This is a genomic window from Variovorax sp. SPNA7 (genome assembly GCF_033807855.1).
Lineage (GTDB): Bacteria > Pseudomonadota > Gammaproteobacteria > Burkholderiales > Burkholderiaceae_C > Variovorax > Variovorax beijingensis.
In genome coordinates, this window is sequence record NZ_CP138513.1 from 142,989 (window position 1) to 166,530 (window position 23,542).

The 23,542-nt window shown below is 67.8% G+C and carries 21 protein-coding genes; 7 read left to right on the forward strand and 14 right to left on the reverse strand.

The window, feature by feature from the left end:
* Window positions 1-27 precede the first annotated feature (27 nt).
* The 5 genes from RZE77_RS00715 to RZE77_RS00735 form a co-directional block, all read right to left on the reverse strand.
* Window positions 28-1,341 carry a purine-cytosine permease family protein gene (locus RZE77_RS00715; protein WP_319440254.1) on the reverse strand — a complete coding sequence of 438 codons (1,314 nt, stop codon included), beginning with the start codon at window positions 1,339-1,341 and terminating at the stop codon, window positions 28-30.
* 43 nt (window positions 1,342-1,384) lie between these two features.
* Window positions 1,385-2,422 carry an aliphatic amidase gene (locus tag RZE77_RS00720; protein WP_319440255.1) on the reverse strand — a complete coding sequence of 346 codons (1,038 nt, stop codon included), beginning with the start codon at window positions 2,420-2,422 and terminating at the stop codon, window positions 1,385-1,387.
* Between the two features lie 367 nt (window positions 2,423-2,789).
* The gene (locus RZE77_RS00725) at window positions 2,790-3,290 is read right to left on the reverse strand and encodes a hypothetical protein (RefSeq protein WP_319440256.1); all 501 of its coding nucleotides are present in this window, start codon (window positions 3,288-3,290) and stop codon (window positions 2,790-2,792) included.
* Window positions 3,291-3,356: 66 nt separating this feature from the next.
* Complete coding sequence (locus tag RZE77_RS00730) at window positions 3,357-4,295, reverse strand: glutaminase (RefSeq protein WP_319440257.1); 939 nt, start codon at window positions 4,293-4,295, stop codon at window positions 3,357-3,359.
* Window positions 4,292-5,191, reverse strand: a complete 900-nt coding sequence (locus tag RZE77_RS00735) for a DMT family transporter (protein ID WP_319428441.1) — start codon at window positions 5,189-5,191, stop codon at window positions 4,292-4,294. The genes RZE77_RS00730 and RZE77_RS00735 overlap by 4 nt, the downstream gene beginning before the upstream one ends.
* 163 nt (window positions 5,192-5,354) lie before the next feature.
* Between RZE77_RS00735 and RZE77_RS00740 the strand changes: the two genes are divergently transcribed.
* The gene (locus tag RZE77_RS00740; RefSeq protein WP_319428442.1) at window positions 5,355-5,693 is read left to right on the forward strand and encodes a DMT family transporter; all 339 of its coding nucleotides are present in this window, start codon (window positions 5,355-5,357) and stop codon (window positions 5,691-5,693) included.
* Window positions 5,694-5,751: 58 nt separating this feature from the next.
* Here the strand turns inward: RZE77_RS00740 and RZE77_RS00745 are convergent, their stop codons facing one another.
* From RZE77_RS00745 to RZE77_RS00755, 3 genes are all read right to left on the reverse strand, one after another.
* Complete coding sequence (locus RZE77_RS00745; RefSeq protein WP_319440258.1) at window positions 5,752-6,258, reverse strand: BON domain-containing protein; 507 nt, start codon at window positions 6,256-6,258, stop codon at window positions 5,752-5,754.
* Window positions 6,255-6,764 carry a flavin reductase family protein gene (locus tag RZE77_RS00750; protein ID WP_319440259.1) on the reverse strand — a complete coding sequence of 170 codons (510 nt, stop codon included), beginning with the start codon at window positions 6,762-6,764 and terminating at the stop codon, window positions 6,255-6,257. Before RZE77_RS00750 ends, RZE77_RS00745 begins: the two co-directional genes overlap by 4 nt.
* Before the next feature lie 106 nt (window positions 6,765-6,870).
* A complete protein-coding gene (locus RZE77_RS00755) occupies window positions 6,871-8,100 on the reverse strand; it encodes a nucleoside recognition domain-containing protein (protein ID WP_319440260.1) in 1,230 nt (409 codons plus the stop codon).
* Between the two features lie 74 nt (window positions 8,101-8,174).
* Here RZE77_RS00755 and RZE77_RS00760 point away from each other — a divergent pair, with 74 nt between their 5' ends.
* The gene (locus tag RZE77_RS00760; RefSeq protein ID WP_319440261.1) at window positions 8,175-9,758 is read left to right on the forward strand and encodes a phospholipase D family protein; all 1,584 of its coding nucleotides are present in this window, start codon (window positions 8,175-8,177) and stop codon (window positions 9,756-9,758) included.
* An 18-nt stretch (window positions 9,759-9,776) separates the two neighbouring features.
* Here RZE77_RS00760 and RZE77_RS00765 read toward each other — a convergent pair whose 3' ends face one another.
* On the reverse strand, window positions 9,777-10,583 hold the full coding sequence (locus RZE77_RS00765) for a metallophosphoesterase (protein ID WP_319442427.1): 807 nt from the start codon (window positions 10,581-10,583) through the stop codon (window positions 9,777-9,779).
* A 134-nt stretch (window positions 10,584-10,717) separates the two neighbouring features.
* Here RZE77_RS00765 and RZE77_RS00770 point away from each other — a divergent pair, with 134 nt between their 5' ends.
* A complete protein-coding gene (locus RZE77_RS00770; RefSeq protein WP_319440262.1) occupies window positions 10,718-10,891 on the forward strand; it encodes a hypothetical protein in 174 nt (57 codons plus the stop codon).
* Window positions 10,892-10,901: 10 nt separating this feature from the next.
* Here RZE77_RS00770 and RZE77_RS00775 read toward each other — a convergent pair whose 3' ends face one another.
* On the reverse strand, window positions 10,902-11,882 hold the full coding sequence (locus RZE77_RS00775; RefSeq protein WP_192326723.1) for a LysR family transcriptional regulator: 981 nt from the start codon (window positions 11,880-11,882) through the stop codon (window positions 10,902-10,904).
* 107 nt (window positions 11,883-11,989) lie between these two features.
* Here RZE77_RS00775 and RZE77_RS00780 point away from each other — a divergent pair, with 107 nt between their 5' ends.
* The gene (locus RZE77_RS00780; protein WP_319440263.1) at window positions 11,990-12,538 is read left to right on the forward strand and encodes a hypothetical protein; all 549 of its coding nucleotides are present in this window, start codon (window positions 11,990-11,992) and stop codon (window positions 12,536-12,538) included.
* Window positions 12,539-12,638: 100 nt separating this feature from the next.
* On the opposite strand, the gene RZE77_RS00785 is transcribed toward RZE77_RS00780, so the two are convergent.
* The 3 genes from RZE77_RS00785 to RZE77_RS00795 all read right to left on the reverse strand — a co-directional run bounded on the left by RZE77_RS00785 (window position 12,639) and on the right by RZE77_RS00795 (window position 16,123).
* Window positions 12,639-14,507 carry a phosphoenolpyruvate carboxykinase (GTP) gene (locus RZE77_RS00785; RefSeq protein ID WP_319440264.1) on the reverse strand — a complete coding sequence of 623 codons (1,869 nt, stop codon included), beginning with the start codon at window positions 14,505-14,507 and terminating at the stop codon, window positions 12,639-12,641.
* A gap of 148 nt (window positions 14,508-14,655) precedes the next feature.
* On the reverse strand, window positions 14,656-14,808 hold the full coding sequence (locus RZE77_RS00790) for a hypothetical protein (RefSeq protein WP_164547926.1): 153 nt from the start codon (window positions 14,806-14,808) through the stop codon (window positions 14,656-14,658).
* A gap of 88 nt (window positions 14,809-14,896) precedes the next feature.
* On the reverse strand, window positions 14,897-16,123 hold the full coding sequence (locus RZE77_RS00795; protein WP_319440265.1) for a threonine ammonia-lyase: 1,227 nt from the start codon (window positions 16,121-16,123) through the stop codon (window positions 14,897-14,899).
* Between the two features lie 116 nt (window positions 16,124-16,239).
* Between RZE77_RS00795 and RZE77_RS00800 the strand changes: the two genes are divergently transcribed.
* The 3 genes from RZE77_RS00800 to RZE77_RS00810 all read left to right on the forward strand — a co-directional run bounded on the left by RZE77_RS00800 (window position 16,240) and on the right by RZE77_RS00810 (window position 21,597).
* Window positions 16,240-18,567: an ATP-binding protein gene (locus tag RZE77_RS00800; protein WP_319440266.1), complete on the forward strand. Its 2,328-nt coding sequence runs from the start codon at window positions 16,240-16,242 to the stop codon at window positions 18,565-18,567.
* Between the two features lie 77 nt (window positions 18,568-18,644).
* Complete coding sequence (locus RZE77_RS00805) at window positions 18,645-20,267, forward strand: S41 family peptidase (RefSeq protein ID WP_319440267.1); 1,623 nt, start codon at window positions 18,645-18,647, stop codon at window positions 20,265-20,267.
* A gap of 145 nt (window positions 20,268-20,412) precedes the next feature.
* Window positions 20,413-21,597, forward strand: a complete 1,185-nt coding sequence (locus RZE77_RS00810) for a nucleoside hydrolase (RefSeq protein WP_319440268.1) — start codon at window positions 20,413-20,415, stop codon at window positions 21,595-21,597.
* A gap of 18 nt (window positions 21,598-21,615) precedes the next feature.
* Here RZE77_RS00810 and recQ read toward each other — a convergent pair whose 3' ends face one another.
* Window positions 21,616-23,517: a DNA helicase RecQ gene (gene recQ, locus RZE77_RS00815; protein ID WP_319440269.1), complete on the reverse strand. Its 1,902-nt coding sequence runs from the start codon at window positions 23,515-23,517 to the stop codon at window positions 21,616-21,618.
* Between the last annotated feature and the right edge of the window lie 25 nt (window positions 23,518-23,542).

Here is a 23,542-nt window from a genome sequence, read left to right on the forward strand (position 1 = left end):
GGTCGTTGTCGCTTTCGAAGGGAGTGATCAGTTCTTGATGGAAGGTGCGGCTGCCGCCACCGGCGCGGCGCTGCCGAGGTGGAGCGCGACGTAGCAGATGCCCGCCGCAATGAAGGCTGCCACGGCGGTCGACAGCTGCGGTGCCATCGTCTCGGTGGCATAGGCCACCAGCGAGCCCACGCCCCAGGCGATGAAGGCGCGCGGGCGCCAGTCGGCGCCGATGGCGGCACCGGGCCGCACGAAGTACAGGTCGGCGATCAGGATGGCGCCGATCGGCGGCACCAGGATGCCCAGCAGCGACAACCACGGAATGAACAGCGCCCACACATTGGCCGCCGCAATCGCTATGCCCGCGGCCGCGAGCACCACTGCGAACACGCGCATGCGGCCGTTGCCGATGCGCGACCAGCCCACGGCCGAGTTGTAGAGGCAGTGCGCGCACACCGAGCCCAGGTTGCACAGCAAAAACACGAAGGCAACCACGGCCAGCCAGGGCGCGTTCTGCGCGAGCAGGTAGCCGAACATGTTGTCCAGTCCGAAGGGCTGCGGTTGCGGCAACGCCAGGGCGGCCGTCATGACGCCGCCGACCAGCATGGCGACCAGGTTGGCCACGGGAAAGGCGCAGGCCGTGGCGATCAGCGAACTTTTTCGGTCGACGGCCCAGCGGTTGAAGTCGGCGGTGACCGTGCCCGCGTCGATGAACAGCGCCACCACGATGGTCAACCCGACACCGAAGGACATCGGCAATGCGGGCTGCGTGCCGGCATACGACAGCACCTTGCCCCATCCCGCCGCGCCGGCCGAATGCAGCGCCACCCAGCCGCCCAGCACCACGAACAGCGGCACCGACACCATGCCGATCCAATGCAGGCCGCGGATGCCGACGAATGTGATGCCGACGTACAGCACGCCCGCGGCGATCGTCATCGTCAGGTAGTCGAACTTGAACGCGGTGTGCATCAGGTTGCCCGTGATGCCGGTCTGCACCGCGTACCAGCCCAGCAGCAAGGTCGACAGCAGGCCCGAGGCGAAAACGTAGCCCTTCCTGCCGAAGCTCGCGCTGGCGAGCAGCGCGAAGTTGTGGCCGCGTGCCGTGCCCAGCACGCCCAGCGACCCCACGTACGCGAACATCAGCAGGTTGCCCACGATCATCGCGAGCAGCGCGGACTGGAAGCCCATGCCCGCCACCAGGATGGAGCCGGTCATTGCGCCGGTGATGATCATCGGAAACCCGAGCCACACCATCGAGACCGAGAAGGTGCTGCGCCGCTTCGAGAGCGGAACCGGGTCGTGCTCGTACTCTTCGCCGAGTACCTTGTCGTCGACATGCGTCTGTGTCATGGCGTACCTTTTGTGGTTTGAAGTGGAAGGGCCGGTCGCCCGGTCAGCGATGCTTGGCCGGCTCGTTCGGAATGCCATCGATCGGGCATTCGGGCGTGCCGACCGTGCTGCGCGTGAACGACTCCACCATCTCTCTGGTGCCCTCGGGGTCGTTGATCCACTGCGTGTAGAAGTTGTAGGGGCAGGCCGCTACGCCCTTGTCGCCGTCGCCCGAGTTGATGGTGCCGGTGTAGCCGCGGTGCACCAGCTTGAACAGATGGTTCTGCGACTGGCCGTTCTTGCGCGCGTCGCGGATCAGGCCCATCGAGAGTTCGGCGTAGTTGATGCCCATCTCTTCCTCGCCGCATTCGCCGAGCGTGCGGCCGTCGAAGCCGATGAGCGCCGAGTGGCCGAAGTACGAGTACACGCCGTCGAAGCCCGCCGCGTTGGCCACCGCCACGTAGGTGTTGTTCATGAAGGCCATGGCCTTGGACACCAGGATCTGCTGTTCCTTGGCCGGGTACATGTAGCCCTGGCAGCGGATGATGAGTTCGGCGCCGCGCATCGCGCAGTCGCGCCAGATCTCGGGATAGTTGCCGTCGTCGCAGATGATCAGGCTCATCTTCATGCCCTTGGGGCCGTCGCTCACGTAGGTGCAGTCGCCCGGGTACCAGCCCTCGATGGGCACCCACGGCATGATCTTGCGGTACTTCTGGACGATCTCGCCCTGGTTGTTCATGAGGATCAGCGTGTTGTAGGGCGCCTTGTTTGGGTGCTCCTCGTGGCGCTCGCCGGTCAGAGAGAACACGCCCCACACGTTGGCGCGGCGGCAGGCGTCCGCGAAGATCGCGGTCTCCTCGCCGGGGATCGCGGACGCGGTGTCGTACATCTCCTTGGCGTCGTACATGATCCCGTGCGTCGAGTACTCGGGAAAGATCACCAGGTCCATGCCCGGCAGGCCCTTCTTCATGCCGACCAGCATCTCGCCGATCTTGCGTGCGTTGTCGAGCACCTCGGCCTTGGTGTGCAGGCGGGGCATCTTGTAGTTGACGACCGCGACGCCGACGCAATCGTTGCTGCTCGAAATATCACCATGTCTCATGACGCTGCTCCTGGTAGGGGTGGTTGAAGGGAAAGAAGGAAACTTCCTCACTCGGGCGGCCAAAGCTGCGCCACCGGATGGCGCGCATCCGTTCTGAAAAGGCTTCGTTGCGACCGAAAAACAAAAAAGCCCGAACCGGTGTTGAAACCGGTTCGGGCTTTGTTGCCCGACCCCTCGCCGGCAGCACTGGCAGCGGGGGTCGTATGAATGAAGGACTGAAAACGATTGCTCGTTGGGGCGGATTCTTCTCAACTCACCCCTGCGTGAACATACGTTCTTTCGCTTATTGGCGGATACGCAGGACGTGTGGTACTCGCGCGCACACCGGCGCGGCGCTGCCGTGAGCGCGGCCGGTTAACGCTGCCGATTAACGCGGGCGGGCGAAGTCGGCTTCGATCCAGCCGGCGGCGCTGCCGGACGAGAGCTTGAAGGCAGGCGAGACGTTGACGCTCGCGAGTTCGCTGTCGTCTTCGTCGTCATGTGCGCTCAGCGTGGCCGAGGGGTTGTCCTCGTCGGGCACGATGGCGAGCGACACGCGAATGCGCCGGCCGCCCTGCGCCGTGACCGTCACGCTCTTGTTGAGCGTGGCGTGCAGCTGCTGCTCGTGGCGGCGGATCACCTCGGCGGCGGTCTTCACCAGCGTGGAGAAGGCGGGTCCGTCGAGCGGCTTCGGATTCTTCTTGTCGCGGCCCATGGTCCAGGGGCCGACCAGCGCCGGCTCGGGGTCGCCGTGGCGCGTCATCTCGACGGCCCAGCCGTCGTCTTCCTCGTTCTTGATGACGCGGGCGGTCCATTGGCCGTCGCGCCAGAGGCGGGGTTCGTGCAGGGCGAGGGAGTCGGAGTCGGTGGAGTCTGTGGCTTCGGTCATTCGGATGCTCGGGTTCGTGTGTGGCCCATTTTCGCCCGGGCCTGCGCCCCGAGCCGCACGCGCCGCTCAGAAGACCGACAGCCCGGTCCGCGCCACGAACAGTTCCAGCGCCTTCATCCCGAGCAGCGAGTTGCCGGTGGCGTCCAGCGCCGGCGACCACACGCACAGCGTGAGCCGGTCGGGCACCACGGCCACGATGCCGCCGCCCACGCCGCTCTTGCAGGGCAGGCCGATCGAGAACGCCACGTCGCCCGCGGCGTCGTAGGTTCCGCAGGTGAGCATCAGCGCGTTGATGCGCCGCGTCTGGCGCTCGCCGGTCACCTCGGCCCGGCCGTCGATCGGATGCGCTCCGTCGCGGCACAGGAAGGCCGCCGCGCGCGCCAGCTGGCGGCAGCTCATGCGCAGCGCGCACTGGTGGAAGTAGGTGTCGAGCACCACAGCCACGTCGTTGTCGATCTTGCCGAAGCTCTTCATGAAGTTGGCGAGCGCGATGTTGCGAAAGCCGGTCGCGGCCTCGGAGCGTGCCACTTCGTCGTCGAAAGAGATCGGCTCGCCGCACAGGCTGCCCATCAGCGCAAGGATGTCGGCCTTGGCGCTGCCGCCGGCTTGCAGCGCCTGGCTCACGAGCCGGTCGGCCACGGCGATGGCGCCTGCATTGATGAACGGATTGCGCGGCTTGCCGTGCTCGTTCTCCAGCTGCACCAGCGAGTTGAACGGGTTGCCCGAAGGCTCGCGGCCGATGCGCTCCCACAGCGCGTCGCCCATGCGCTGCATGGCCAGCGTCAGCGTGAAGAGCTTGGACACGCTCTGGATCGAGAACGGCGTTTCGGCATCGCCCGCGAAGGCCTCGTTGCCGTCGCAGGTGCGCAGCGCAATGCCGAGTTGGCGCGCATCGATGCAGGCCAGCGCCGGAATGTAGCTGGCCACCGTGCCGGCCGTGCCCAGCAGCGGCCTCAGGGCGGCGACGATGTCGTCGAGCACCGGCTGGAAGCCTGAGTCTTTCATGTCCGCGCCTTTCGCCGGTTGACCATCACGATGCCCAGGCCCACGCCCGCCAGTGCCAGCATCAATTGCAGCGTGAGCGGCTCGCCGAGCAGCACCACGCCGAACACCAGCGCGAACAGCGGCGTGAGAAAGCTGAACGACGACATCTGCGTGGCGGGGTAGTGCCGCAGCAGCCACATCCAGGTGAGATAGCTCGCGAAGGCGCCGATCACGGTCTGCAGGCCGATCGAGGTCCATGCCCAGGCCGAATACGAGAAGCCCCAGCTTTCGCCGAGCGCCAGCGACAGCAGCGGGCACACGGCCGCGGTCACCGCCACCTGGTAGAACAGGGCCTTTTCGGCGCTCGCGGTGGCGAGCCGCGTGGTGCGCAGCGCCAGCGTGGTCAGGCCCCAGAGCATGCCGCCGACGATCGCCATCGCATCGCCGAGCAGCTGGCCCGAGCTCGAATGCCCGAAGCCTTCGCTGAACGCGAACAACACCGCCGCAAAGGCGATGCCCAGGCCCAGCCACTGCAGGCCGCGCAGGCGCTCGGCGGGCACCCAGCGCGGCAGCAGCAGCGAGACCCAGAACGGCGCGGTGTAGAGAAACACCGTGAGCCTGGAGGCCGAGGTGTGCTGCAGCCCCAGGTAGATGCAGGCGAACTCGCCCGCGAACAAGAGGCCCACCAGCAGCCCGCCCGGCAGCGTGCCGTCGCGCTCGAACAGCGGCACGCGGCGCCACAGGCACCAGAGCCACAGCAGCACCACGGCGCCCGCCATGCGCACCGAGGCCTGCCAGAGCGGCGGCACTTCGGCGACAGTGGTCTTGATGAGGATCTGCTGCAGGCCCCAGAACGCGCAGCATGCGATCAGAAGGCCGATGGCGAGGGAGTCGAGATGGGTCTTGCGCTGGATCATTCGTGTCTCGTCGATGGGCTTCGGTCTTGCATGCGGCAACAAAGCCCAGGACCGATGATCGTAGCGTGTGAGCCTCCGTTAGCATTCGGCTTTCGTTTCGGGTACCGCTCCTTCGTCTCGTTGCTCCGCACCCGGTACAGGTGCGGAGTCCGAGAGGTATCCCATGGCCCCACAGGCCTTCTCCTGGCTGCTGCTTGCAGCCAGCATCGCGGCGGAGGTTGCAGGAACGATCGCGCTTCGCCATGCAGATGGATTCACGCGCCTCACGCCGTCGCTGGTGGTCGGGGTCTGCTATGCGGCGGCAATCTGGCTCATGTCGATCGCCGTCAGGCACCTGGAAGTCGGGTTGGCCTACGCGGTGTGGGCGGGCAGCGGCACCGCATTGACGGCGGCACTCGGCATTCTCTGGTTCGGCGAATCGACGACGCTCCCGCGGCTTGCCGGAGTGGCCATGATCGTCATCGGCGTTGTTGTGCTCAACCTCGAAACGCACCCGTCCTGATGCATGCCGAACGCGACGCGGCTGCGCGGGCGAATGCGCCGCGTTTCAGGGGCGGATCTCACCGGCCGGCCACCGGATACGGCGGCTTGCCCCGCGTGCCGACCATCAGGTCGGCCACCACGGTCTCGACATCGGGCACCGCGCGCGCGGCGCGTTCGAGCTTCCTGGCCACCGCGGCCGAGGGCACGCAGCCCTGCAGGTAGACCCAGCGGCGCTGGATCATCACCCACACGCTCGCCTTCTGCACGCCCGGCACGGCCGAGAGCGCGGCGCGCACCTTGGGTGCGAGCGGCTTGTCGTAGCGGTATGCGTTGCTGTCGGTGCATTGGCCCGCGAGCCAGCAGCTGGTGCCGCGCTCCAGCCGCGAATGGGTCTGGGCGCGGCGCTCCTCGGCGGTGTAGAACGGGCCTTCGGGCATGGCGCAGGCGGGCAGGCCGGCGGAAACCTGGAAGAACGGATCGTCGAACCAGTTCTGCTTGAGCGGTGCTGCCGGCTCCTGCGCCGCCACGTTCTGCGCAGCCAGCAGCAGCAGCGACATGCACATGAACGCGGCGCCGCGGCTCACAAGGGATGTTCCGTGTAGAAGCGCCCGCCGTGGAACAGCAGCGGCGAGGCGCCGGCGTTGTGGGTGCAGCGCTCCACCTCGCCCACGAAGATCACGTGGTCGCCTTCGTCGTAGCGGCTGCGGTTGAAGCATTCGAAGCTCGCGGCCGCGCCGGCCAGCACCGGTGCGCCGCCCAGGCCTTCGGTAAACGCCACGTCGGCCCAGCGGTCGATGTTCTTGGTGGCGAAGCGCTCGGCCAGCCCCTTCTGGTTGGCTGCCAGGATGTTGATGGCGTAGTGCGAGCCGGCGCTGAGCGCCGGCATCGAGCCGGCCGCGCGCGCCAGGCTCCACAGCACCAGCGGCGGCGCGAGCGACACCGAATTGAACGAGTTGGCCGTGAGGCCGACCAGCGCACCCTCGGCCGAGCGCGCGGTGACGATGGTCACGCCGGTGGCGAACATGCCGAGCGCTTCGCGGAACTCGCTGGGCGAAAAGGTGGGCGGCTTGGCTCGGCGGGAGGTGGTCACGGAAGAGGCTGTGCGTTGGGCGGCGGAGGACCATTTTGGCTCAGCGCACGGCGGGCTGCTCGGCCGGGCCGCATCGCCCCGCTCGCGAGGGCCGGTTTCGCGGCGCTCAGCCGAAGAACCAGTAGCACACCGCGACGGCCGCGACCACGCCCGCCAGCTCGGCCGTGAGCGCGCAGGCCACCGCATGCCGCGCGCGCTGGATGCCGACCGCGCCGAAGTACACCGCCAGCACGTAGAAGGTGGTTTCGGTGCTGCCCTGGATGGTGGCCGCCACCAGCGCGGGAAAACTGTCCACCCCCTGGGTCTTCATGGTCTCGATCAGCATCGCGCGCGCCGCGCTGCCCGAGAAGGGCTTGACCAGTGCGGTGGGCATGGCGTCGACAAAACGCGCATCCCAGCCGCCCGCGCTCACCAGCCAGCGCAGCCCGCCGAGCACGAAGTCCAGCGCGCCTGAGGCGCGCAGCACGCCGACCGCGCACAGCATTGCCACCAGGTAAGGCAGCAGGTTCTTCGCAATGTCGAAGCCTTCCTTCGCGCCCTCGACAAAGCATTCGTAGACCTTGATGCGGCGGATCGCGCCGGCCAGCAGGAACACGATGATCACGCCGAACAGCACGAGATTGCCCATGAGAGACGAGAGCGACGCAATGGCCGCCGCCGAGAGCGTGCCCAAAAGCGCCATGAAGCCGCCCAGCAGCAGCGCGCCCGGCACCAGGTAGGCCAGCACCACCGGGTCCCACAGCCGCAGGCGCTGCGCCACCGCCACCGCGAGCAGGCCCACGAGCGTCGATGCGCTGGTGGCCAGCAGGATCGGCAGGAACACCATCGTCGGATCGCTCGCGCCCTGCTGCGCGCGGTACATGAAGATCGTCACGGGCAGCAGCGTGAGCGAAGACGCGTTGAGCACCAGGAACAGGATCTGCGCGTTGGTGGCCGTGACCGGGTCGGGGTTGAGCCGCTGCAGTTCGCGCATGGCCTTGAGGCCGATGGGCGTGGCCGCGTTGTCCAGCCCGAGCGCATTGGCCGCGAAGTTCATCGTGATGAGGCCGAGCGCCGGATGCCCCGCGGGCACGCCCGGCATGAGCCGCCTGAAGAGCGGACCGAGCAGGCGCGCAAGCCAGCCCACCAGCCCCGCGGCCTCCGCGATGCGCAGGAAGCCGAGCCACAGCGTGAGCGTGCCGAACAGCAGAACCATCACCTCGACCGCGAGCCGCGCCATCGCGAACAGGCTTTCGACGATGGCCGCGAAGACCGCCGGATCGCCGCCCACGAGCCAGCGCCCGAGCGCCGCCAGCATCGCCACCCCGAAGAAACCCAGCCACAAGCCGTTGAGCACGCGTGTCCTTTTCCTTTTTTGTGAGGGCGATCATAGGGCTGCGCCCGCGCCCGCCGCGGGCTACAGTGCGGGCCATGGCAGCCTCTTCCTCGATCCGCAGGCTCGCGGCCCTGGTGTGGGCCGCCGTGGCCCTGGCGTGGCTGGCGGGCTGCGCGGGCCTGCCGCCGCCCTCGCCGCGCGCGCCCGCGGCGGCCATCACCGACGTCGCCGACACGGCGCTCGGCCAGATGGCACGGCAGGACGCGCCGCAGGGGGCCGCATCGCTGTCGGGCTTTCGGTTGCTGCCGGAGGCGGCCTTTGCCTTCGACGCCCGTATCTCGCTTGCGCGGCATGCCGAGAAGTCGCTCGACGTGCAGTACTACCTGATCCAGAACGACGACGTCGGCCTGCTGCTGCTGCGCGAACTGCGCGACGCGGCGGCACGCGGCGTTCGGGTGCGCCTCTTGGTGGACGACCTCTACACGGCCGGGGAGGACGAGGTGTTCAGCACGCTCTCGGCCTTTCCGAACGTCGAGGTGCGGCTGTTCAATCCGCTGCCTTCGCGGGCCGACTCGCTCGCGCTGCGGATCCTGTTCTCGCTGGCCGATTTCGGCCGCATCAACCACCGCATGCACAACAAGCTGCTGGTGGCCGACAACAGCTTTGCCATCTCGGGCGGCCGCAACATCGCCAACGAATACTTCATGCGCAGCACGGCGGCGAACTTCATCGACATGGACGTGCTTTCCGGCGGGCCGGTGGTGCGCCAGATGTCTGAAGGCTTCGACCGCTACTGGAACAGCGAGCATGCGTGGCCGATCGAGCGCATCGCGCCGCTGCGCATGGCGGTGGACGAGGCGCAGAACCGCTTCGACGCCATCGCCAGCACCGCGCAGCCCGACGTGCGGATTCGCCAGCGCGACGTGATGGACAGGTCGCCCGTGGGCGAGCAGCTGACCACCGGCAAGGTCGAGCTGCGCTGGGCGCCGTTCACGCTGTTCGTGGACGATCCCGCAAAGATCACGCGCACGCCCGGGGCCGCCTATGCGGGCAGCGTGAACGAGGGTGCGCTGGGCGTCATCAATTCGGGCAAGCGCGAGGTCAAGATCGCCTCGCCGTACTTCATTCCTGGTCCGCCCGGCATGGCCATGATGAAGGCCGCGATCGAGCGCGGCGGCCGCATCACGGTGGTGACCAATTCGCTCGGCGCCACCGACGAGCCGCTGGCCTACGCGGGCTACGAACGCTACCGCGCCGACATGCTGAAGATCGGCGTCACCATCTACGAGATCGCGCCGATGCTCACCAGGCGCTCGGGGCACTTCGGCGACTTCGGCCAGTCGATCAGCCGCCTGCACGCCAAGCTCGCGGTGATCGACGACGACCGTTTCTTCATCGGCTCGATGAACCTCGATCGCCGCTCCGCCGCGGTCAACACCGAGATGGGCCTGGTGATCGACAGCCCGGAATTGGTGGCCGACTACGAAAAGCTCTTGAGCGCAGGGCGCGTGAGCCTGGGCTACCGGCTGCGGCTGGCACCCAACGGCCGCCGGGTGCAATGGCTGGAATACGACGACGACGGCGGCGACATCGTCCACGAGGACGAGCCCGGCGAGTTTCTCTGGCTGCGCTTCAAGAACTGGCTGCTGCTGCCGATCGTGGGCGAAGAGCTGCTGTAGGGCTGCTGTAGCGCGCGCTCAGGGCACTTCGATCAGCAGGTCCGGGCGAAAGCCTTCCTGTTCGCCCTTGCCCTTGTAGCCGAGCGGGTTGGCCACCACGCGGCAGCCGTCCTTCACGTAGTCGAAGGGGCAGTGCAGGTGGCCGTGCAGCCACAGCCGGGCGCGCGGCAGCAGCGCATCGAGCGAATTGCAGAAGCCGGCCGTGCCGGGCGTGAGGCCGTAGCGCGGATCGGCGCTCGCAAGGCTGGGCGCGAAATGCGTGATGGCGACCGTGGTGCCGTCGAAAGGCTCGGCCAGCGCCTGTTCGAGCCAGGCCTGGCAGGCCAGTGCCTGTTCCCGCATGGCGCCGGCCATGAAGGGCTGGCCGTGGCGCACCGTGGCGGCTTTCTCCAGGTAGAAGTCGGCCGCGCGCATCGCCTTGCCGCGCTTCTTGAGCGCGTCGGCCAGGCCGTCGGTGGGCTCCACCAGCGCATCGAAGTCGGCCCAGAGCGTCGTGCCGATGAAGCGGATGCCGTCGATCACCAGGGTCTCCCGCTCCAGCCAAAGGATGTCGAGCTCCTGGCACAGCGCGCGCAGGCGCTCGTGGGTCTGGTCGAAATCGGCGTTGTCGTATTCGTGATTGCCCGGCACGTACATCACGGGCACGGGCCAGCCGTTGCGGGGCGAAAAGCGCCCCAGGCCGAAGTCGGTGTCCGTCAGGCGCGAGCCTTCCTGGTAGGAGCCGATGTCGCCCGCCAGCACCAGCATGTCCGCGCCGGGCGCGGGCTCGGCCTGGAAGCGGGGGTGGGACTCCAGGTGCAGGTCGGACAGCAGTTGCAGCTTCATCTTGCTCATCGTGCAGCCAGTCTAGGGGAATCAGCCCATGCACAAAGCGCATGAAGTCGGGCTTTCAATATTAGGGATAACCCCTATTCTTGGGACATCAACCACTCCAGCGCAGCCAAAAGCAGCGCACTGTCATGTTCAGCCTCATTGCCCAAGTGGCCCGTTTCTTCCGTTCTTCCACCGCCAACGTCCCGGCCAGCCACGCCGCCGCGCTGATGGAAAGCGCCGATGTCCGCGCCGGCCGCGGCGCGCATCACGCGCAGGAACTGCGCGCGGCCGCCAGCGCCTGGCTCTCGGTCATCCGCTGAAAACCTCCGGTCATCCGGGCACCTTCTGCCCGAGGACCGAATCCGCAAAGGCCGCCGCGGCGGAGCGCAGCAGCGCGGTGCGCAGCCACTCGTGCGCATGCCCGTGCTGGGCGCGCCGATGCCAGATGGCGTCGACGTGCACCATCGGCTGGTCGAACGGCAGGTCGCGCAGCACCAGCTGCTCGTCAATGCCGGTCACGGTCACGAAATGGCGCGGCAGCACCGTCAGCAGGTCCGAATTGGCGACCACCCGGCCGGCCGTGAAGAACTGGTTCACGGTCACCACGATGCGCCGCTCGCGCCCCAGCGCGCCCAGCGTCTGGTCGATGAAGCCGTAGGGACGCCCCGAAAAGCTCACGAGCAGGTGCCGCGCGGCGCAATAGTCGTCCAGCGTGAGCGGCGCATTCGCCAGCGGATGGCCGCGCCGCATCACGCAGACGTACTGCCCCAGGTAGAGCCGCTGGGTCTCGAACGCCACCCCCACGCCCGACTGCCCGCGCGCCGCCAGGCTCGCGATCACGGCCGGAAAGTAGCCGATCGCCATGTCGACTTCTTCCTGCTCCAGCATCCGCCGCGGATCGCGGGTGGTCAGCGGCAGCACGCGCAGCGAGATAGCGGGCGCTTCCTTCTCCACGATCCGGACCAGCCCGGGAATGAGCTCGGCGGCGGTGGCGTCGGCCATGGCCAGGAGGAAGGTGGTGTCCGCGGTCGCTGCGTCGAACTCGCCCGGCGCCAGCGTGTGCTGCAGCTGGCGCAGCGCGTCGCGCACCGTGGGCCAGAGCGCCAGCGCGCGCGGCGTGGGCTCGACGCCCGCGCCGGAGCGGCGCACCAGTTCGTCGCCGAGCACTTCGCGCAGGCGGCGCAGCGCATTGCTCACGGCGGGCTGGGTGATCGACAGGTTGCGCGCGGCGCGCGTGAGGTTGCGCTCCGCCATCACCTCGTCGAAGACGCGAAGCAGGTTGAGGTCGAGTGTGCGAAAGTTGACGTCCATCAGTGATGTGAATGATAAACATCAGAAAGATAAAGTGGCAAAACATCAGGGCAAACCCTAATATCTCCCCATCGGCACCAGCCATTCGTCCCACGGAGGGATTCATCATGACCAGCTTTGTCCACGTAGACCAACCCACTGTCCATCCCGGCGTCCAGCGCGCCGAGATCCTGTTCGGCCAGATCAAGGCCGCACGCGCCGGCGCGAACGGTTCGCGTCCGTTGATCGCCCTGCTGATCGTCGCCGTCGTCGCGGCGGTGATGGTGGTGGCCGACAAGCTCGTTTCCAACTGGGACGAAGGCGCGCTGCTCGCCGCCTGGACCGTGCTTTGCGGCGCCGCTTTCGGTATTGCCGCGCTGTTTGCCGGCTCGCTGCGCGCTCCCCTGGCCCGCGTGGCCGGTGCCTGGAACGCAGCCGCCGCGCGCCGTGCCTCGGCCCGCGCCGACGCCCGCTTCCTGGAAACCGCCCAGAACGACCCGCGCGTGATGCAGGAACTGCAGGCCGCCACGTGGCGCCAGCAGTCCGAAGGCAAGGTTTCCGTCGCTACTGCCGCCAAGGTGGACGCCGTGGCCCGCGTGGCCGCACGCTCCAGCGAAGCGCGCATGCCGACGCTCTACGAAGCCATGCGCCGCATGAACAGCTCGCGCTACTACTGATCGATCGGCGCGAGCCGCCGGCCGTTCAATGAAAAAGCCGCCCACCCGGGCGGCTTTTTTTGCGTGTGCGGACAGGCCGCACAAGAGCCGAGGACCGGCGTCAGGCCGCCAAGCGCTGCTCGATGGCCGCCTTGGTTTCCGGCAGCTCCTTCGGCAGGTGGTGCGCCAGCTGCTGGAACAGCTCGGCATGCAGCTTCAGTTCGGCTTCCCAAGCGGCCTTGTCGATGCTGGTGACGGTGGCGAACTGCTCGGCGCTGAATTCCAGGCCGGTCCAGTTCAGGTCTTCGTAGCGCGGGCTCACGCCGAAGACATGGTCCACGCCCTGGGCCTTGCCTTCGATGCGATCGATGATCCACTTCAGCACGCGCATGTTCTCGCCGTAGCCGGGCCAGACGAACTTGCCATCCGGCCCCTTGCGGAACCAGTTGGTCGTGTAGATGCGCGGCTGCCGGGCGCCCGAAGCCTCGACTTTCTTGCCCAGGTCGAGCCAGTGCTGGAAGTAGTCGCTCATGTTGTAGCCCATGAAAGCGAGCATGGCGAACGGGTCGCGGCGCACCACGCCCACCTGGCCGACGATGGCGGCGGTGGTTTCCGAACCCATGGTGGCGGCCATGTAGACGCCTTCTGTCCAGTTGCGGCCTTCGGTGACCAGCGGCACCGTGGTCGAGCGGCGGCCGCCGAAGATGAAGGCGTCGATCGGCACGCCGGCGGGGTCGTCCCAGGCCGGATCCAGCGCCGGGTTGTTGGTGGCGGCCACGGTGAAGCGCGAGTTGGGGTGCGCGGCCTTGGCGCCGGTTTCCTTGGCGATCTGAGGCGTCCAGTCCTTGCCCTGCCAGTCGATCAGGTGCTCGGGCAGCTTCTTGCCGGGCACGTCGTCTTCGAGGCCTTCCCACCAGACGTCGCCATCGTCGGTGAGCGCCACGTTGGTGAAGATCACGTCGCGGTCCAGGCTCTTGAGGCAGTTGGGGTTGGTCTTGAGGTTGGTGCCGGGGGCCACGCCGAAGTAGCCCGCCTCGGGGTTGATGGCGTACATGCGGCCATCCTTGCCGGGCTTGATCCAGGCGATGTCGTCGCCGATGGTCGTTACTTCCCAGCCGTCGAAGCCGGCCGGGGGCACCAGCATCGAGAAGTTGGTCTTGCCGCAGGCCGAGGGGAACGCGGCGGCCACGTGGTACTTCTTGCCCTCGGGCGAGGTCACACCCAGGATCAGCATGTGCTCGGCCAGCCAGCCCTCGTCGCGGCCCATGGTGGAGGCGATGCGCAGCGCGAAGCACTTCTTGCCCAGCAGCGCATTGCCGCCGTAGCCCGAACCGTAGCTCCAGATCTCGCGCGTTTCCGGGTAGTGGACGATGTACTTGGTCTTGTTGCAGGGCCAGGTCACGTCCTTCTGGCCGGCCTCGAGCGGGGCGCCCACGGTGTGCACGCAGGGCACGAACTCGCCGTCGGCGCCGAGCACTTCGTACACGGCCTTGCCCATGCGCGTCATGATGCGCATGTTCACCGCCACGTAAGGGCTGTCGGAAAGCTCGATGCCGATGTGGGCAATGGGCGAGCCCAGCGGGCCCATGCTGAACGGCACCACGTACATCGTGCGGCCCTTCATGCAGCCGTCGAACAGCGGCTGCAGCGTGGCGCGCATTTCGGCCGGGGCCATCCAGTTGTTGGTGGGGCCGGCGTGTTCCTTCTTTTCGGAGCAGATGAAGGTGCGGTCCTCGACGCGCGCCACGTCGCTCGGGTCGGACGCCGCGAGGAAGGAGTTGGGGCGCTTGGCCGGATTGAGCTTCTTGAAGGTGCCCGCGTCGACCAGTTGCTGGCAGAGGCGGTCGTACTCTTCCTTGCTCCCGTCGCACCAGTGAATGGCCTCGGGTTTGCAAAGCGCGGCCATGTCGGCCACCCAGGCAATCAGTTTTGCGTTCTTGACGTATGAGGGTGCCTGGATGGCGAGGCCCTGCATCGTGGGTGCGTTCATCGGAAATCTCCTAAGTTGAAAAAATCGTCTTTCCGAACGGGACGCCGCGTCTGCGATGGCGCGGAGGTCCGTTTGAGAAAACGTTTTCGCTTCGGGAGACTGCGTCAACGCGGGCCGCACGGCCCGCGGACGAAGACGCAAACGGCTGTCAGGCCAAGTAGACAGCGATGGATGCCAGCAGCAGCATCAGCACGCCGCCAGCCAACGGGAGCACGATCGGCATCAGGTGCACGATCGATTCGACGGCGTCTTCTTCAACGGCGGCGGCGTGGCCGGGCTCGACGGGAGTGGGGTTGGACATTGAATTACCTCGAATACGCAAATACAAAAACTGCGGCCATTTTACCGGCGGCCCCCGGCAGCACGGTCTAGGGGGTTGCGAGCCCCCTTCAGTGCTGCTCCTCGGCCTCGAAACCGGCGTCGTGCAGCGCGCCCAGCACGCTGGCCAGGTGCGCCCGCCCGCGGGTCTGCAGCACCAGCTCGATGTCGACGTTCTGGGCTGCCAGCATGGTAAACGCTCTTTGGTGATGAACCTCATCGACGTTAGCGCCCGCTTCCGCCACAGTGGCCGTGATCTGGGCCAGCGAGCCCGGCACATCGCGCGCACTCACGCGCACGCGCGCCAGCCGGCCGGCCCGCACCATGCCGCGCTCGATGATGGCCGCCAGCAGCAGCGGGTCGATGTTGCCGCCCGACAGCACCAGGCCCACGCGCTTGCCCTTGAAGCGCCCCGGATGGCGGATCAGCGCCGCCAGGCCGGCCGCGCCCGCGCCCTCGACCAGGGTTTTCTCGATTTCGAGCAGCATCAGCACGCCCTGCTCGATGTCGCCTTCGTCGACCAGCAGCAGGTCGTCGACATGCTGGGCGATGATTTCCCGCGTCAGCACGCCGGGCGTTCCGACCGCGATGCCTTCGGCGATGGTGCTCTTGCCCTGCAGGTGCTGGGTGCCCTTGACGGCATTCACCATGCCCGGAAAGCGCGTGGTCTGCACGCCGACGATCTCGATGCCGGGCTTGCGCTCGCGCGCCGCGATCGCCATGCCCGCGATCAGCCCGCCGCCGCCGACCGACACCACCAGCGTGTCGAGGTCCGGCACCGCATCGAGCATTTCGAGCGCCACGGTGCCCTGGCCCGCGATGATGGCCTCGTCGTCATAGGGGTGGACGAAGGTCAGCCTTTCGCGTTCGGCCAGCTCCAGCGCGTGCGCGCGCGCCGCGTCGAGCGTGTCGCCGTGCAGCACCACCTCGGCGCCGAAGCCGCGCGTGCGCTCGATCTTCACGCCGGGCGTGAAGCGCGGCATCACGATGAGCGCACGCAGGCCGAGCCGTTGCGCGTGGTAGGCCACGCCCTGGGCGTGGTTGCCGGCCGACATGGCCACCACGCCCCGCGTTGCTTCCTTGCCGCTGCCGCCGCGCGTATCGGCTTCCAGGAGATCGACCAGCTTGTTGCACGCCCCCCGCTCCTTGAACGAGGATGTGAACTGCAGATTCTCGAATTTCAGGTAGACCTGCGCGCCCACGATCTCGGAGAGCGTGCGCGATTCGACGCAGGGCGTATTGAGCACCTGACCCTCGAGACGCGCCGCGGCGCGCCGGATTTCTTCGATTCCGACCATGGCGGGCATTGTGGCTGGAATCGCGTCATCAGGGTTTTTACCGCTTCCGCGTCTTCCCGAAGCCAAAAGTCTGCGTTATGGTCGCCCCAAGAAGTTCCTCGTCTGGAGGTTGTCCGATGGTCAAGCGTGCGGGTGTCGATGTAGTGGCTGCTGCGGTACGCGGGCAGGCATTGCCGTCGCCTGGGCTCAAGGGTGCGCCGGTGCTCGAGCTCATGTGCTCGCACTTCGTGCTCACGCTGGCCGCCAAGCAGGGCCCGCGCTTCAATGTGCGCCGCGACATCAACGGCCTGCTCTCGCTCACCGGCCGCCACCTGGTGTGGCCGGCGCCGGTGCTGCAGCGGCTGCGCGAATTCCTGGGCCGGCGCTGCGCCGGCAACGAGGCCTGGAAGGGCGTGGAGAATTTCGACGGCCGCACGCTGCTCGAGCGGCATGGCGTGTGGCGCGGGCCCTACGAGGAAGGCACGCTGTTCTTCTACCTCGACGAATACGCCAAGGACTACCCCAAGGACCTGCTCTCGGTGCTGGCCGTCACGCGCGACTGGCTCACGCATGCGCTGCGCAAGCAGTCGACGCTGGTCGAGAAGAACATCGATGCGCTCGCGGGCCTCCTGCAGCTCAACAAGGCCGAGCGCGCGCTGCTGCTCTACGGCACGCTCGCGCGCTACCAGCGCGACCTGCGCTCGCTGCTGGTCGAGTTCAAGGTCAACAACGCGCCCGAGGCCTATGCCGCCATTGCCGACATCGCGGGCGTCAACGCCACCGAAGTGGGCGAGGCCCTGCGCGCGGGCTCGCGGCTGGAGCGCATCGGCCTGGTCGAGAACCTGATCTCCGAGCACAACATCACCGACCTGGCCGACCTCATGAAGGTCAGCGAGAAGCTGCCGCCGGTGCTGATGCGCGAGTACCGCGACCACAACGAACTGATGGCCGTGTTCACGCGGCCCTCGGCCAAGAGCGCGCTCACCACGCACGACTTCTCCTTCGTCGAGGAAGACGCGCAGATGCTCGTCACGCTGCTGCGCGCGGCGGTGGCGCGCAAGGAGCCCGGCGTCAACGTGCTGCTCTACGGGCCGCCCGGCACCGGCAAGACCGAGCTCGCCAAGGTGGTGGCGCAGGCGGCGGGGCTGGAGCTGTTCGAGGTCGAATATGCCGACCGCGACGGCAACTCGCTGAGCGGCCGCGACCGCTACCGCTCGCTGCAGATCGCGCAGGTGTTCCTCAAGGGCAGCGCGCAGGCCGCGCTGCTGTTCGACGAGGTCGAGGACGTGTTCCCGCCCATCAGCACCGAGGCCGCGCAGTTCATGGCGCGCGCCGAGCAGATTCCCGCGCCCACCAGCGGCAGCGTGAGCGGCAAGGCCTGGGTCAACCAGATCCTCGAGGCCAACCCGGTGCCCACGCTGTGGGTCACCAACCGCATCGAGCAGATCGACCCCGCGTTCCGGCGCCGATTCGCCTACCACCTGGAACTCAAGTCGCCGCCGCCCGGTGCGCGCGAGCAGCTCGTGAAGAAGACGCTCGAAGGCATCGTCGTGTCCGAGGCCTTCACCGCCAAGCTGGCCGAGCGCAAGGGCCTCACGCCCGCGCAGATCCGCACCGCGGTGCGCTTTGCGGGGCTGGCACAGACAGAGGACGGCGCCTCGATGGAGGCGCTGATCGAGCGCCAGCTCAAGAACGCCGACCTCGCGCTCGGCACGCTCGACACCGGCCCGGGCGAACGGCGCAGCGTCACCACCTACGACCTCGACATGCTCAACGTCGAGACCCGCTTCGAGATCCCGCGCATCGTGGCGGCGATCAAGGCACGCGGCCACGGCACGCTGTGCTTCTACGGCGCGCCCGGCACCGGAAAGACCGCGCTGGCCGAGCACATCGCCAAGGCCATCGGGCGGCCGCTGATCATCAAGCAGGCCAGCGACCTCATGAGCAAGTACGTCGGCGAGACCGAGCAGAACATGGCGGCCATGTTCAAGGAAGCCGAAGCCGAGAAGGCCGTGCTGCTGCTCGACGAGGCCGACAGCTTCCTGCAGGACCGGCGCGGCGCGCAGCGCACCTACGAAGTGACCGAGGTCAACGAGATGCTGCAGGGCATGGAGCGCTTCAACGGCGTCTTCATCTGCACCACCAACCTGCTCGACCGGCTCGACCAGGCGGCGCTCCGGCGCTTCACCTTCAAGATCAAGTTCATGCCGCTCACCGCGCCGCAGCGCGAGCGCATGTTCGTGACCGAGGCGCTGGCGGGCGACGCCGCGCTGCTCACCGCAGACATCAAGGCGCGGCTGGCGCCATTGCACCAGCTGTGCCCGGGGGATTTCGCGGCCGTGAAGCGGCAGACGGATATTCTTGCGGTCGAGTTCTCGGCCGCCGAATTCCTGGACCAGCTCGAGGCCGAGCACCGCATCAAGCCCGAAGTGCGCGAGTCGCGCGGCATCGGCTTCATGCAATAGCAAGCAAGAGGGCCGCGGGAGCGCGGCAGACAAGAAAGAAAAAAACCGTCCGCCGCGGCGGGCACCAGGAGGGCTCGATGAGCTTGGGCAATGGACACGCGCGGGCGACGCCGCGCTTCACCGCATCGGCTGCGGCCGCATTCGCATTGGCCGGCATCGTCTGCGTGCTGGCGGGCTGTGGCGGCGGCGGCGGCGGAGGAGGGGGCGGAGGCGGCGGGTTTCCGATCATCGCGCCGCCCGGCAGCACGCCGCCTCCCACCAGCGGCGGCGATGGCGGCGACGACGATGCCATCCTTGCCTCGGCCACCGTGGCCGGCCTGTGCGCCGCGCCGCGCGCCGGCGTCAATCCCGCAACGGGGGCACCGTATCCCGACAAGCCCGGCACGCTGACCGACGAGAAGCGCTGGGTGCGCGGCTGGATCGACGAAACCTACCTCTGGTACGGCGAGGTGCCGACCACCCTCAAGGCGGCCGACTACGCGACGCCGGTGGCCTACTTCAGCGTGCTCAAGACCCCGGCCCTCACGGCCTCGGGCCGGGCCAAGGACCGCTTCCACTACGTGTACGACACCGAGCGCTACCGGCAGCTCTCGGTGAACGGCGTGGCGCCGGGCTACGGCATGGAGATCGCCATCGTGCGCAGTTCTCCGCCGCGCAACATGCGCATCGCCTACGTCGAGCCGAACTCGCCCGCCGCGAACGCAAACCTCCAGCGGGGCGCGAAGATCGTCGAAGTCGATGGCATCAATGCCGTCAGCAGCACCGGCACCGAGAACGTCGACGCGATCAACCGCGCGATCTCGCCGCAGACCGTGGGCGAATCGCACACCTTCGTGTTCGAGGTGGGCGGCGTCCGGCAGGCGCCCATCACGCTGGCGGCCGCAAAGATCACGCGCACGCCGGTGCAGAACGTGAAGACCATCGACACCGGCAGCGGCCGCGTGGGCTACCTGCTCTTCAACGATCACATCAGGACGTCCGAGCCGCAGCTCATCAATGCCTTCAACCAGTTCAAGCAGGACGGCGTGCAGGACCTCGTGCTCGACATGCGCTACAACGGCGGCGGCCAGCTCGATATCGCCAACCGCCTCGCCGCCATGGTGTCTTCGCCGGCCACCACCTCGGGCAAGGTTTTCGAGCGCCTGGCGTTCAACGACAAGAACCCGTTCCACCTGACGCCGGCGCAGACCATCTACCCGTTCCTCGGCACCAGCCGCGCCGGCGCCCCGCTGCCGACGCTCGGCCTTTCGCAGGTCACGGTGCTGGTCAGCCGCGACACCTGCTCGGCCAGCGAAGCGGTCGTCAACGGCCTGCGCGGCATCGACGTCAAGGTCAATCTCGTGGGCGGCACCACCTGCGGCAAGCCCTATGGCTTCTCTCCGCAGGACAACTGCGGCACCAGCTATTTCGCGATCCAGTTCCAGGGCGTCAACCACAAGAACTTCGGCGACTACGGCGACGGATTCGCGCCCGACTGCGCCGTTGCCGACGACTTCGGCCACCAGCTCGGCGACCCGGCCGAGGCGCGGCTGGCGGCTGCGCTGGCGATGCGCAACGGCGGCGCCTGCCCCGTTTCGGCCTCCGCCAAGTCCGAGCCGGAACTCGAGAAATCCGGGACGGCCGACGAGCAGCCCTATCTGCTCCATCGCTCGCCGCTGCGCGAAATGCGCCTGATCGAAGCCGCGCCATCGCCGGGCTGAACCGCGTCGGCGCCGGCCTCGGTTACCCCTTGAAACCTTGCGCTTTGCCACGCCCGTGGCATGCGCTTTAGAGTTCAAGCAAACGTTTGCGCAAACGTTTGGCATTTAGTTCTACATGGCAAAACCACTCGAAAAGGAGCCCGGGATGACGATTCGGATTCAGCGACGCAGGTGGATGGCGGCGGCCTTGCTCGCCACGGCGCTCTCGGCCTGCGGCGGCGGCAGCAGCGGCAATGACGGCATCGGGCTCGCACCGGGCTTCGGCGCCGCGCCGCCTCCGGCGCAGAAGATCATCATCGACAGCGACTACAACACCATGAGCGACGACGGCCAGCTCGGCGTGATGGCTGCGCAGCTGCAGGCCCAGGGCAAGGTGCAGGTCATGGGCATCAGCGTGGTGTCGGGCAACCAGTGGCTCAGGCAGGGCGTGGCCGACGCGCTGAAGTCGGTCGAGCGGCTGGGCGTGGGCAACCGCATCGGCATCTATGCGGGCGCGAACTACGCCTTCAACCACGACTACGCGACCATCGAGGCCGAGATGGCGGCCGGCTCCGGCGGCGACGGCTACCTGGGCGCCTGGAGTTCGCCCGAACCCAGGAGCGATGCCGACCTGAAGCCCTCGCCCGACGGCTTTGCCACCCACACGGTGCTCCAGCGCAGCAGCGCGGTCGACTTCATCGTCGACACCGTGAAGGCCAACCCGAACGAGATCACCATTCTGGCCATCGGCCCGCTCACCAACATCGCGCTGGCGGTCAAGCAGAACCCCGAGATCGTGCCGCTGATCAAGAAGATCATCTACATGGGCGGCGCGGTCGACGTGCCGGGCAACACCACCAAATATGCCGAGTTCAACTGGTGGTTCGACCCCGAGGCCGCGCAGTTCGTGGTGCGGCTGCCGATTCCGCAGGTGGTGGTGCCGTTGGACGTGACCGACACCGTGTTCCTGACCAAGCCGATCTACGACCGCATCGCGCACACGGCCACGCCCACCGCCGTGACCGAGGTATTCCGCCAGCTCAACGGCTACGGTTTCAGCGGCACCAACGGCTTCGAGAACAACCCGGCCTACACGCAGAACATCTGGGACACGCTCACGCTCGCCTACCTGATCGATCCGGCCTATGCCACCGAAACCGTCGAGCGCTATGTCGACGTGGTCGCCAAGCCCGGCGCCGCCGACAACGGCCGCTCCGTCGGCTACGCCTCGCAACCCGCGGGCCCGGCGCTGCAGAAGATGACGGTGGTGAAGAAGTTCGACAACGCGCGCTTCTTCGAGCTGTACGTCGACCTGCTCACGCGGCCCGTGCCGGTCGCGCTGCGGCCCTGAAGCTGGGGGCGAGCCCGGCTAGAACGCGCTGCAGACGCGCAGCACTTCGGAGCCATAAGCCTCGAGCTTCTTGGTGCCTATGCCGCTGATGCCCTGCAGGTCTTCGAGCGTCGCGGGCGCGCGTTCGGAAATGGCCGCCAGCGTGGCGTCGTGGAAGATCACGTAGGCCGGCAGGTTGTGTTCGCGCGCCACTTCCGCGCGCCAGGCCTTGAGCGCATCGAAGCGCTTCTGGCCGTCGGCATCGAGCGCCGCGGCCGCCGGAGACGGGGCGCCGCGCGCCGCCTTCTCGCGCCGGGGCTTGCCGCCGCGCGCGGCCGGCGACGAAACCGACTCGCGCAGCGTCACGTTCGCTTCGCCCTTGAGCACCGCGCGCGAGCCTTCCGTGAGCTTCAGCGTGTTGAAGGCTTCCGCATCGACGGCCAGCGCGCCCGTGGCGATGAGCTGGCGCAGCACGCCGCGCAGCTGCACTTCGCTGAACTCCGCGCCGATGCCGAAGGTGCTGATGCGCTCGTGCCCGAACTGCTTGACCTTCTCGGTTTCCTTGCCGCGCAGGATGTCCATGATGTGGCCCGCGCCAAAGCTGATGCCGCTGAGCTGCTGCACGCGGTAGATGGTGGAGAGCAGCTTGCGCGCGGCATCGGTGCCGTCCCACACCTGCGGCGGGTTCAGGCAGTTGTCGCAGTTGCCGCAGGGCGTGCTCTTCTCGCCGAAGTAGCCGAGCAGGCGCACGCGCCGGCAGTCGCTCGCCTCGGCCAGCGAGAGCAGCGCGTCGAGCTTGCCGCGCATCACCTGCTTGAACTCCTCGCCCGCGGGGCTCTCGTCGATCATGCGGCGCTGGTTCACCACGTCCTGCAGGCCGTAGGTCATCCAGGCATCGGCCGGTGCGCCGTCGCGGCCCGCGCGGCCGGTTTCCTGGTAGTAGCCCTCGATGTTCTTGGGCATGTCGAGGTGGCCGACAAAGCGCACGTCGGGCTTGTCGATGCCCATGCCGAAGGCGATGGTCGCGACCATCACCACGCCCTCTTCGCGCAGGAACCGGTCCTGGTGCTTCTGGCGCATCGCCGCGTCCAGGCCCGCGTGATAGGGCAGCGCGTTGATGCCCGCGCCCTGCAGCATCACGGCCACGTCTTCCACGCGCTTGCGCGACTGGCAATAGACCACGCCCGCATCGCCTTCGTGCTCGCGCTCGATGAAGCGCAGCAACTGCGTGGTGGCGTCCTTCTTCTCGACGATGGTGTAGCGGATGTTCGGCCGGTCGAAGCTGGAGACGAACTGGCGCGCTTCCTCCAGCTGCAGCCGCTCGACGATGTCGGCGCGCGTGAGCGCATCGGCCGTGGCGGTGAGCGCGATGCGCGGCACGCCCGGATAGCGCTCGTGCAGCACCGTGAGCGCGCGGTATTCGGGGCGGAAGTCGTGGCCCCACTGGCTCACGCAATGCGCCTCGTCGATCGCGAACAGCGAGAGCTTGCCGCGCTCCTTCAGCGAATCGAGCTGCGAGAGAAAGCGCGGCGTGTTCACGCGCTCGGGCGCGGCATACAGCAGCGTGATCTCGCCGCGCAGCATGCGGCGCTCGACGTCCTGCGTCTGTTCCCAGTCGAGCGTGGAGTTCAGGAAGGCCGCATTCACCCCGGCCTCGTGCAGTGCGCCGACCTGGTCGTGCATCAGCGCGATCAGCGGCGACACCACCACCGAGACGCCGCGCCCCGCGCGCTGCCGCGCAATGGCCGGGATCTGGTAGCACAGCGACTTGCCGCCGCCCGTGGGCATCAGCACCAGCGCGTCGCCGCCGGCCACCACGTGCTCGACGATGTCCTGCTGCGGTCCGCGGAACTGCGAATAGCCGAAGACTTCGTGAAGGATGTCGGCGGGTGCGCTGCTGCTGCCGGGGGCGTCGAGGGGAAGGGGAGCGAGCGAGGACACAGGCAGCGGATGCGAAGGGTGGGGT